The 10,766-nt window shown below is 67.9% G+C and carries 7 protein-coding genes and 1 pseudogene; 3 read left to right on the top strand and 5 right to left on the bottom strand.

Annotation, left to right across the window (positions count from 1 at the left end):
• A partial coding sequence (locus tag F816_RS0112725; protein ID WP_019593421.1) for an IS110 family transposase occupies window positions 1–324 on the top strand: 324 nt, incomplete at its 5' end.
• 13 nt (window positions 325–337) lie between these two features.
• On the opposite strand, the gene F816_RS0112720 is transcribed toward F816_RS0112725, so the two are convergent.
• The 5 genes and pseudogenes from F816_RS0112720 to F816_RS0112700 form a co-directional block, all read right to left on the bottom strand.
• A complete protein-coding gene (locus F816_RS0112720) occupies window positions 338–1,126 on the bottom strand; it encodes a sulfite exporter TauE/SafE family protein (protein WP_019595053.1) in 789 nt (262 codons plus the stop codon).
• A gap of 18 nt (window positions 1,127–1,144) precedes the next feature.
• Window positions 1,145–2,125: a M14 family metallopeptidase gene (locus F816_RS0112715; protein WP_019595052.1), complete on the bottom strand. Its 981-nt coding sequence runs from the start codon at window positions 2,123–2,125 to the stop codon at window positions 1,145–1,147.
• A 97-nt stretch (window positions 2,126–2,222) separates the two neighbouring features.
• On the bottom strand, window positions 2,223–6,128 hold the full coding sequence (locus F816_RS0112710; protein WP_019595051.1) for an EAL domain-containing protein: 3,906 nt from the start codon (window positions 6,126–6,128) through the stop codon (window positions 2,223–2,225).
• Between the two features lie 32 nt (window positions 6,129–6,160).
• Window positions 6,161–6,593, bottom strand: a pseudogene (locus F816_RS14150) (response regulator).
• Window positions 6,590–8,677, bottom strand: a complete 2,088-nt coding sequence (locus tag F816_RS0112700) for a PAS domain S-box protein (RefSeq protein WP_026333270.1) — start codon at window positions 8,675–8,677, stop codon at window positions 6,590–6,592. The pseudogene F816_RS14150 and the gene F816_RS0112700 overlap by 4 nt, the downstream one beginning before the upstream one ends.
• A 241-nt stretch (window positions 8,678–8,918) precedes the next feature.
• On the opposite strand from F816_RS0112700, the gene hisI reads away from it, so the two are divergent.
• The gene (gene hisI / locus F816_RS0112695) at window positions 8,919–9,359 is read left to right on the top strand and encodes a phosphoribosyl-AMP cyclohydrolase (protein ID WP_019595048.1); all 441 of its coding nucleotides are present in this window, start codon (window positions 8,919–8,921) and stop codon (window positions 9,357–9,359) included.
• Window positions 9,356–10,765, top strand: a complete 1,410-nt coding sequence (gene cysS, locus F816_RS0112690) for a cysteine--tRNA ligase (RefSeq protein WP_019595047.1) — start codon at window positions 9,356–9,358, stop codon at window positions 10,763–10,765. The genes hisI and cysS overlap by 4 nt, the downstream gene beginning before the upstream one ends.
• Window position 10,766: the final 1 nt, after the last annotated feature.

Genomic DNA, 10,766 nt, shown 5'->3' with positions numbered 1-10,766 from the left:
CGCACGTTCACGAGCGCCCGGCAGGCGGCGGCGTTCCATGGGCTGGTACCGGTCCATCAGGAGTCCGGGACCTCGATCCAGCGGCCCCCGCGACTGGCGAAGGCCGGCTCGGGCCGGCTGCGCAAGACGCTCTACATGGCGGCTGTGGTGGCCACCCGCTACAACCCGGACGTGCGGCACCAGTATCACCGCCTCCTGAGGCGGGGCAAGGCCAAGATGGCGGCGATCGGGGCGGCCATGCGCAAGCTCCTGCACATCGCCTTCGGCGTGCTCAAGTCGCAAACCCCGTATCAACCCCGTAATGACATGCCTTGCAACTCATAGATCAAGACGGTATCTACAAGTCAGGCGACGCGAGCCAGGCGGGATCGAGGAAAAACAAGAGGGTAATCACCGCCCCGATCAGGGTGACGGCATGACGATAGCCGGCCTCCGGCACGCGGCGCACCAGGGCGATGCCAAGCCGCGCACCCAGGATCGCGCCGGCGCCGACGGCCAGCAGCCCGGTCGCCACCACCTGCCCGCCCGCGATGTAGACCCCCACCGCCATCAGGGTCAGCACCGAGGAAAGCAGGTTCTTCACCGCATTCGCCCGCGCGAGATCCGTGATCCCCTGGCCACGCAGGATGGCCAGCAGCAAGATGCCGACGCCACCGTTGAAATAGCCGCCGTAGGCGCAGCCCAGCCCGGCCCCCAACACCCGCAGCGGCCCCGAATGCGCCCGCGCGGCCTGATGCTGTAACCAAGGGCCGAGGGCAAACAGCACCGTGGCCAGCAGCAACAGCCAGGGGATCAGCGCGCGGAACCGGGCATCCCCGGTCAGCAGCAGCACGGAGGCCCCCAGGGCCCCGCCCAGCACCCCCGCCAGCAGCAGGCCCCAGGCCAGCCCCTGGCCCAGCTCCTGCCACGCCCGGCGTAACTGCCGCCGATCCGCCAGCACGCTGGCCAGATAGCCAGGCAGCAGCGCCGCGGTCCCGGTGGCATTCGCGGCCACCGGCGGCACGCCAACGCTCATCAGGGCCGGCAAGGTCAGGAAGCTGCCGCCACCAGCCACGGCATTCAGCAGGCCGGCAAAGAACCCGGCGGCGAGGAGCAGCAACGCAACGCCGGAGGGCGCAAAGTCCATGCCGCGCGGTATCCCGGCTCAGACGACCTTGCGGTCACTGAACTCGGCGCGGTAGAACCACTCGTTGCCCGGCAAGGAATTGGGGTTGGGAAACACGATGAAGCCCGGCTCCGGGGCACGCACCTCGGTGCCGTCGGCACGCGTACCGATCAGCTCGCCGGCCGCCAGCGGATCGAAGCTCTTCCACTCTCGCGCAAAGCGGTCATCCGGGTGGTCGCGGTCGATCACCTCGACCAGACGCAGCACCTCCGGACTGACCTGGCCCGCGGTGGCCGGGGCCTCCAGCATGTCCAGATGCGCGAGGGTGTTGCGGATCGCGTTGTACGCCACCTCCGGCGCCTGCGGGTCGTCATGCTGGCCGCATTCCAGGGTCACGCCGTAGCCGCCCTGCGAGCGCATGTACTCGGTGGTGCCGATGCCGTAGCTGGGGTCGGTACTGAGCATCTGCGCGCGCTGGCTGGCGTTCGGGTTCTTCATCCGTCGCGCGACCCCCCGGGCGTAGGTATCCAGCCAGCCCTCGACCATGCGCTGCGGCCCCAGGCAGGCCGCCAGCGCCTGTTCCTCGGCCGCGTGCGCGAAGCCTTCCAGCTCGCCGTCATTATTGCGCGGGCCAAGCATGATGAATGGCTGCCCACCGGTGTGGAACGAGTGCAGATCCAGCAACACGTCATGCGCCGCCAGCAGCGGGCACAGCACGTTGGCGATGCGGTCCTCGAAGTCCTGCGGGTCGTCGGTCACGCGCAGATTGCGGTTCAGGTTGCGCTCGCCCATGCGACTTTCCAGCTGATAGGCCAGCGGGTTGGTGCGCGGCACCAGCGTCAGTTGTCCGCGCAGCAGGCGCCGCTGCCCCGACTCCAGCTCCGCGTGGAGGCGCTCGGTGGCCTGGGTGCCACAGGTCTCGTTGCCGTGCACCGCCCCCAGCACGATCAGACGCGGCCCCGGCTCCAGGCCGTGAAAGGTGATCGAACGCAAGGCAGTGGGACGGGACGGATCGGACATCGAGACAGCTCCGGGCAAGAGACGGGCCTAAAGGCTACCGGAGCGGCCCAGGGGATGCCATGCGGGCATGCCTGACGACGCTGACCAGCGGGGCCCCTCAGGGTACCGGCAGGCCGGCATGCTTCGTCATCCAGGCATCCAGCGCCTCGATCTCCAGCGGCCGACTGTAGAGATACCCCTGCCCCAGGGCACAGCCGCGCTCCTGCAGGAAGGCCGCCTGCTCCGCCGTCTCCACGCCTTCGGCGATCACCTGCATATTCAGGTTGCGGCCCATCGCGATGATGGTGGCGGCGATCTCGCGGTCGGCGCTCTCGCTGGCAACGCCATCCACGAAACTGCGGTCGATCTTCAGGACATCCAGCGGATAGGTCCTCAAGGCCGCCAGCGAGGAATACCCGGTCCCGAAGTCGTCGATGGCCAGCTTCACCCCCAGCGCCTTCAGGGCCACCAACCGTGCAATGGCCTGATCGCCCTGCTGCATGATCGCGGTCTCGGTGATCTCCAGCTCCAGCTGGGCGGCCGGGAAACCGGTCAGCGCCAGGATCTCCGCCACGCGATTGACGAAATCGCTGCGCTGCAGCTGCACCGGGGACAGGTTGACCGCCAGACCGAAATCCCCGGCGCCGCGGTCCAGCAATCGGCGCCCGGCATCGCAGGCCTCGCGCAATACCCACTCGCCCAGCGCAACGATCAACCCGGTGTCCTCGGCAAGTGGGATAAAGCGATCCGGCGGGATCATCTCGCCCTGTGCCGGCTGCCAGCGCAGCAGCGCCTCCATGCCGAAGGGTTGCCCGTCCTCCAGCCGCACCTGTGGCTGGAAATGCAGCCGCAACTCGCCGTTGTCGTCCTGCAGGGCCTGGCGCAGGCGGTTCTCCAGTTCCAGGCGCTCGTCGGCCGCGCGTGTCAGGGCCTGGGTATAGACACTCCAGGTCTGGCGCCCGGATGCCTTGGCCTGGTACATCGCCGCATCCGCGTGCTGGATCAGCGCGGTCACGGTGTCGCCATGGTCCGGGTAGAGACTGATGCCGATGCTGCCATTCAGATAGACCGAACGCCCGTCCTCCAGCGTAAAGGGGCGCTCGAAGCTTGCCAGCAAACTGCGGGCGCAGCGCGCGACCTCATCGTCACTGTCCGGATTCTCCGCCACAATCAGGAATTCATCGCCGCCCAGCCGACCCAGCACATGGGTTGGCCCCAGCACCCCGCGCAGACGCCGCGCGACCTCTACCAGCACCTGATCGCCCGCCGGGTGCCCCATGGAATCGTTCACGTTCTTGAACCGGTCCAGATCGAGATTCAGCACGGCAATCCGGTGCCCATGTATGCGGGCACGCTCCAGCGCCTGCCCCAGCATCACCTGCAGCTGACTGCGATTGGGCAGATCGGTCAGGGCATCGTGTTGCGCCAGGTACTGCAGTTCATCCTCCGACCGCCGCAGCTCCGACATGTCGGTCAGTACGCCAGCGTAATGCAGGGCCTGGCCCTGCTCGTCATAGACGGTATTGAGGCTCAGCCACTGCGGGGCCACCTCGCCATTGCGCCGCCGGTTCCAGATCTCGCCCTGCCAGTGCCCCTCTCGCTGGAGTCCGTCCCACATGCGCTTGAAGAAATCGGCATCGTGCCGCCCGGACTGCAGGAAACTCGGGTTGCGACCCATCGCCTCGGCCTCGGAAAAACCGGTGATGTCGACAAAGGCCGGGTTGACCGCGACGATCCGCGGGGTCAGGTCGGTGATGATGATGCCGTCGCGGGTACTCTCGAATACCGCCGCCATGCGCCGCAGGCCCAGCAAGGCCTGGCGCCGCTCCATTGCGGCCCCCAAGCTGGAGGCGACGATGCGCGCCAGGCTCTGGTCCGCGTCGGTCCAGCGCTGCGCGCGCTGCACCCGGTCGAGCGCGAGAAACCCGCGGTACTCGCCCTCGACATACAGGGGCACCAGCAGCACGGCCTGGCTCTGCGAGGCCTCCAGGATCTCGCGTTCCTCATCCGGCAGCTCGCGGGTCAGCACATCCACCGCGCCGCCGCCCTGCAGGATCGCGTGCCAGCGCGGCAGGACCGATTCCAGGCTCAGGTTGCGCAGCGGCGGCGGGCGGATCATCTCCTCGGTATCCGAACGCACCCAGTAGTAGCGGTGGATATCCAGGGCCTCGCGCACCGCATGGTCCAGCTCGGCCACCAGCACATAGGCACGGTCGGCGCCAGCCTCCTGCCCCAGTTCGGCCAGCAGTCGGTGGATCACGCTGGCGGGGTTGTCCTCGCGCAACAGTTCCACGGTCAGCTCGGCGGCGGTCCGCAGCGCGCGCTCGCGCTCGCCGAGTGCCTGCGAGACGCGCAGCTTCTGCGCCGCGAGCCCCGCGATCTGGGTGAACTCGTCGATCAGCACCCGTTCGCCGGGGTAGGGTCCGCGTGACGCGCCGAGATAAATACCCAGGGTGCCCAGCACGCCACCGTCGGCATCCCGGAAGGGGAACGACCAGCAGGCGCCAAAGCCCGCCCCGCGCACGAGATCGCGGAACCCGGCCCAGTTCGGGTGCGTCCCGCAGTCCTCGATGATCATCGGCTCGCCGCTCCACGCGGCCTCGCCGCAGGAGGCCATCCCCTGCGCAGCGCGGATCCGGCGGGTCGCACTACGCAGCGGGTCCGTAAGCCGCGGAGCCGCCACGCCGTACAGTTCCTGGCTGTCGGCATCCAGCAGCATAATGCAACCGTGCAGGTCGGGGGCCAGCGACTCCAGGCCCTTGACCACATCCTCCAGCAGGCGCGGATCACGTTCGCCGGTTGCCAGCCGCGCCAGCACATTCCCACGCACTTCCTGGACGCGCTGGTCCAGCACCCGCCGGGTCACATCCACCAGACTCCCGGACAGGCCTGTGGCCCGGCCCGTCGCATCCAGATTGGCCTGGCCGCGCAGCTCCAGCCAGCACAGCGAGCCATCCGCCGCGCGCAGGCGGATCTCGGCCTCCAGCCGGCCATCGTCGGCCTCCGCCGCGCGGCACAACAGCCGTGCCGCCATTCCGCGGTCCTCCAGCGGCATGAACGACAGCATCTCCTCACCGATCGACAATTCCACCGAATGGCCGGTGATGGCCGTCCAGGCCGGATTGAGGAAGCGCCAGCAACCGGCGGCATCGGTCTCGAAGACGATATCGCCAGCGCGTTCAATCACCTCGCGGTAGCGCCTCTCGGAGGCCGCCAGCGCAGCGCGTTCCCGGCGCAACCGCGCACGCGCATGCACCTGGTCCAGCAGCATCGGCAGGGTCTTCAGATAGCCCTCGTGCTTGACCGTGTAATTCTCCACGCCCATACGCAGGGCACGCGCAGCGAGTTCCTCGGTGCCCTGCCCGGTCACCAGGATGGTCGGCAGGTCCAGCCCGCGGTCCTCGCGCACCCGCCGCGCCAGCTCGAGACCGTCGATCCCGGGCAACCGGTAGTCCACCAGCAACAGGTCGAAGTCCAGGTCCCCGGCGGCACTCTCCGGCAGGGCCGCCAGGGCCTCCTCGGCGGTGTGCACCGTCGCCAGCTGCACATGCGGGGCCGTGTGCGCCAGTTCGCGACAGGTCAGGCTGACATCGAATTCGCTGTGTTCGACATACAGCACCCGCAGCGGCTCGCGCGCCTCGGTCACGCGCAGCTCGCGCCGGGAACGGGCATCCACCACCCGCCCCGGGAGGCGCTCCAGGTAGCCATCGGCCTTGGTCAGGTAGTCATCGGCACCGGCGCGAAACGCCGCCACCACCGTTTCCTGTTCGCCGTGCCCGGTGAGCACCAGCACGGCCTCGCCGCGACGCGCGGCGTGCAGCTCGCTGAGCAAGTCGAGACCGCTGCCATCCGGAAGACGCAGATCCACCACCACGCAGTCGAAGGCATCTGCCCCGGTCAGCGCCGCTCGCGCCTCGGCCAGGGAACCCGCCAGGGACACGTCGGCGCCCGGCACCTGGAGCTCCAGGGCCCGGCGCTGCAGATCGGCATCTGCCGAATTATCTTCTACGAGCAGGATTCGCATGTGTTCTCGGATTGCAAGGACAGGGGACGGCTTCAGACCGGCGGGTGGTTGAGCAGGCACCAGTAGAGTTCGACCTGTTCGGCAACATCCACGAACTTGGCGAAGTCCACCGGCTTGACGATGTAGGAGTTGGCGCCGCAGTCATAGGCGGTGGCGATGTCGCGGTCCTCGCTGGAGGAGGTCAGCATCACCACGGGGATATGCCGGAAGCGCTCATGCGCGCGGATGCGCCGTAACACCTCCAGTCCGTCCACCTTGGGTAGCTTGATATCCAGCAGGATCACCGCCGGCGGTGCCAGTTCGCCGCGCTCCCAGCGATCGAGAAACTCCAGTGCCTCCACCCCATCGCGCGATCTCCAAAGGGTTGGAGAGGTTCCTCCGCTCGAAGGCGCGCTGCATCAGATCGATATCCACCGGGTTGTCCTCCACCACCAGGATGGAGGGCTGACGTCCGGCTTGGCTCATCGCGGGAACTCCACCTGGAAGGTGGCCCCCTCGCCCGGCATGCCCTCGGCGCGGATCTCGCCGCGCAGGCGCTTGACTGCACGGCGCACCAGGGCCAGGCCGACACCGGTCCCGGGATAGGCCTCGGCACGGTTCAGGCGCTGGAAGATATCGAAGATGCGATCCCGAAACGCCATGTCAAAACCAATCCCGTTATCCCGCACCGTGATCCCGAGTGTAGCGCTGCGAGATTCGGCCTGCACCGTTACTCGCGGGGCCTCGCGCTCGGCACTGAATTTGAACGCGTTTTCCAGCAGGTTGCGCAGGATCAGGGCGACGCCATCCGGGTCGCTGACGAAGCAGAGATCGGGATCGATCTCGATACTCACCTCGGCGCGCTCACGCAGTCCCGGATCCACCGACTCCAGCACCTCCTCCACCAGCGCGCGCACGCGGACGGTGCGCTCCTCCAGCGGCCGACGCTCCATGCGCGAGTAGGCCAGAAGATCCGAGATCAGCTCGTTCATCTGCGCCACGCCATTGCGGATATTGCTGAGGAAGGTGCGACCCTCGCCCTCCAGCTGCTCGCCGTAGTCCGCCTCCAGCAACTGGCTGTAGCCCTCGATTCCGCGCAGGGGTGCCTTCAGGTCGTGGGAGACGGCGTAGGAAAACGATTCCAGTTCCTGGTTGAGCGCCTGCAGGGCCGCCGTGCGTTCCGCCACCCGTTGTTCGAGCGTGACATTCAGATTGCGCAGTTCCAGCTCGTTGCGCTTGAGCTCGGTCACCTCCAACACCGTCCCCTGCACGTAATGCAGGCCGTCGGCACGCTCGATCGGCGCCTCCATGGTGAGACTGAACCAGGCCTCCTCGCGCGCCTCGGGCCGGGCCTTCAGGAGCAACCGCTGGGGCCCGGGCCGGCCGCCGGTGATCAGGGTCTCCATCGCCGCGGAGAAGCTCGCCCCGTCCGCGGACTCAAGGTCGAAGAAATTGCGGGCAAACGACTCCAGCGTCGGCTTGCCGTAGTGGGAATCACAGCCCAGCAGCGCATACAACCGATCGGACCACCACAGCTCGCGGTTCTCCAGCAGGTACTCCCAGCTGCCCAGGCCGGCGTGGCGCTCGGCCTGGCTCAGGCGATCCACCTGGCGTGCCAGGGCGGCCTCCGCCTGCTTGCGCGCCTCGATATTGCGCAGCGTCACCAGCAGCAGCTTCTCTCCGGCGATCTCGGTGACCTGCAGGTTGGCCTCCACCCAGAACCCGTGACCGTCACGGTGCCGGGCGCGCCACTCGAACACCAGCTGTTCGCCACGCCGGGCACGCTCCATCAGGGCCTTCTGGCGCTGAACGTCGAATCCGGTCTCGTCCGCGCTAAGATCGTCCACGTTGCAGGCCAGCAGCTCGGCACGGCTGTAGCCGTACATCTTCTCGGCCGCCGCGTTGATCCCGATCACGGCCTCGGTATCCAGGTCTTGCAGCAGGATCGCCTCCTGCACGTTGTCGAAGATCGCGCGGAAGCGGGTCTCGGAATCACGCAGGTCCTGCTCGGCGCGCCGGCGTTCGGTCACGTCCACCAGCAGGCCATTGATACGGATCACATGCCCGGACTCGTCACGGGTCAGCCAGGTCTGGTCTTCCAGCCAGACCCAGCCGCCCGGTCCGTCCCGCAGGCGATACAACTGGGTGTAACGGTCCGGGCCGCGCTCGATGTGCGCGGTGACCTCGGCCACGATGCGGTCGATATCGTCGGGATGGATCAGGTCGGCATAGTGCACCTCGCCGCGCAGCAGGGCATCGCGGGCAATGCCCCAGCGCTCGATATTCGGGGAGACAAAGGTGACCGGCCAGCCGGGGGTGGTAGCCCACTCGATGGCAACCACCGGGGAACGTTCAACAATCCCGGTGAGCCGGCGCGCCTCGCGCGAGGCGCGGTCACGAGCCTTCAGGGGAAAATACACCAGCAGGAACAGGAGGATGGCCGTAACCACCACGTAGCTCCAGCCCTTGAGGGTCTGCAACTGCCCCAGCAGCTCCAGATCGTCGACCATCAGCAGCAGGGCCCGGTCGGACAGGGCGATCCAGAGCAGCCCGACAACCAGATACAGCACGGCGATGAGTAACGCGGTGCGCCCCGCGCTGGGTCTCCAGCCGCCCTTGTTGCCTCCCGCCATGCCATTCCTCCGACCGCCACGGAGACGCGGCCGGCATTCCCTGCCCGCCAACTGTCCTGTCTCGAGCATCGACCACCCGTGGCCCAAGCGCAACCCAGGGCAGGCGGCGCCGGTTTGCGGGCTTCGGAGCGCGGTTCGAAAATGGTATTCTTCGCCGCTCCCGCAAGCGGACGCAGCGATGTTCAAGCAACTCGAAGGCGAGCCCCGTGGCGAGCGCCACCCGACCCCAGCGGTCCTGGATCGCCTGAAGCTCAATGCCGGCGGTCTGATCCCCGCCATTGCCCAGCAGCACGACACCGGCGAGGTCCTGATGCTGGCGTGGATGAACCGCGAGGCCCTGGACGAGACCCTGGCGACCGGACGCGTCTGCTACTACTCGCGCTCGCGCCAGGCGTTGTGGCGCAAGGGCGAGCAGTCCGGGCAGGTGCAGCAGCTGCATTCGCTGCACCTGGACTGCGACGGCGACACCCTGCTGCTGAAGGTCGACCAGACCGGCCCCGCTTGCCACACGGGGCGGCACAGCTGCTTCTACCTCCAGGTCGAACAGGACACCGTCGTGGTGACCAGCGATCCCGAGATCGCCCCCGAGACGCTGTACGGCAAGGACACCGGTCAATGAGCGCAGCCCGGACCCTCACCCTGCACAACACCCTGGGCGGGCGCGACGATCCGTTCGTGCCGCAGGATCCCGAGCGGGTGACGCTCTACGTCTGCGGCCCCACCGTGTACAACCGCGTGCACATCGGCAACGGCCGGCCGGTGGTCGTGTTCGACGTGCTGTTCCGCGTGCTGCGCGAGCTCTACGGCCCGGATCACGTGGTCTACGCCCGCAACATCACCGACGTCGACGACAAGATCAACAAGGCCGCCGCCGACAACGGCGAACCCATCGCCGCGCTGACCGAACGCTTCACCCGGGCCTTCCACGAGGACATCGCCGAACTCGGCACGCTCAAGCCGACCCTCGAGCCGCGCGCGACCGAACACATCCAGCCGATGATCGAGCTGATCGAACGCCTGATCGAACGCGGCCATGCCTACGTGGCCGACGACCACGTGCTGTTCGACGTGACCTCCTACCCGGACTACGGCGCCCTGTCCGGGCGCTCGCTGGCGGACATGCAGGCCGGCGCCCGGGTCGAGGTCGCCGACTACAAGCGCCACCCCGGCGACTTTGTGCTGTGGAAGCCGGCCGCGGCGGGCGAGCCCGGCTGGGAGAGCCCCTGGGGCATGGGCCGCCCCGGCTGGCACCTGGAATGCACAGCGATGATCCGCAGCCACCTGGGTCCGATGATCGACATCCACGGCGGCGGCCACGACCTGGTCTTCCCGCACCACGAGAACGAAATCGCCCAGGGCTGCGCGGCCGAGGGCTGCCACGAACACGGCACGTACTACGCCCGTTACTGGGTGCACAACGGGCACCTGACCATCGACGGCGAGAAGATGTCCAAGTCGCTGGGCAATTTTCAGCTGCTGCACGATCTGCTGCAGCACTACCCCGGCGAGGTCCTGCGCCTGGCGCTGCTGTCGCGCCACTACCGCGCCCCGCTGAACTTCTCGGAAGAGACCCTGACCCAGTCGCGCAACAGCCTGAATGGCCTGTACCGCGTACTGCGCGATGTGGCCGATATCAAGGCCGACGACATTGCTGCCTCCGACACGGCAGTGTTCACGGCGTTGCTGGACGACCTGAACACCCCCGCCGCGATCACCGCGCTGCACCGCATGACCGACGCCCTGGCGGCGGCATCCGACGATGCCGAACGGGCCCGCCGCAAGGGTGAACTGCTGGCGGGCGCCGCCCTGCTGGGTCTGCTGCAACAGGACCCGGCCGCGTGGTTTCAGGGCGACGCCGGGGACGATGACCTGGCCGCCTGGGTGGAGGAGCGCATCGCCGCACGCAAGTCCGCGCGCCAGGACCGCGACTTCGCCAAGGCGGATGCCATCCGCGACGAACTCGTGGCGCGCGGCATCGAGCTGGAAGACACGCCGGATGGCACGCGCTGGCAGCGCGCCACCTGAA

It is taken from the genome of Thioalkalivibrio sp. ALM2T, assembly GCF_000381505.1.
GTDB classification, from domain to species: domain Bacteria; phylum Pseudomonadota; class Gammaproteobacteria; order Ectothiorhodospirales; family Ectothiorhodospiraceae; genus Thioalkalivibrio; species Thioalkalivibrio versutus.
Note: the sequence above shows the minus strand (reverse complement) of the source record. Positions and strands in the feature narration are given on the sequence as shown.

Excerpts from the sequence above, each read along its gene's own strand:
- F816_RS0112720 (WP_019595053.1), bottom strand. The coding sequence starts at position 1,126 with ATGGACTTTGCGCCCTCCGGCGTTGCGTTGCTGCTCCTCGCCGCCGGG.
- F816_RS0112715 (WP_019595052.1), bottom strand. The coding sequence starts at position 2,125 with ATGTCCGATCCGTCCCGTCCCACTGCCTTGCGTTCGATCACCTTTCAC.
- F816_RS0112710 (WP_019595051.1), bottom strand. The coding sequence starts at position 6,128 with ATGCGAATCCTGCTCGTAGAAGATAATTCGGCAGATGCCGATCTGCAG.
- hisI (WP_019595048.1), top strand. The coding sequence starts at position 8,919 with ATGTTCAAGCAACTCGAAGGCGAGCCCCGTGGCGAGCGCCACCCGACC.
- cysS (WP_019595047.1), top strand. The coding sequence starts at position 9,356 with ATGAGCGCAGCCCGGACCCTCACCCTGCACAACACCCTGGGCGGGCGC.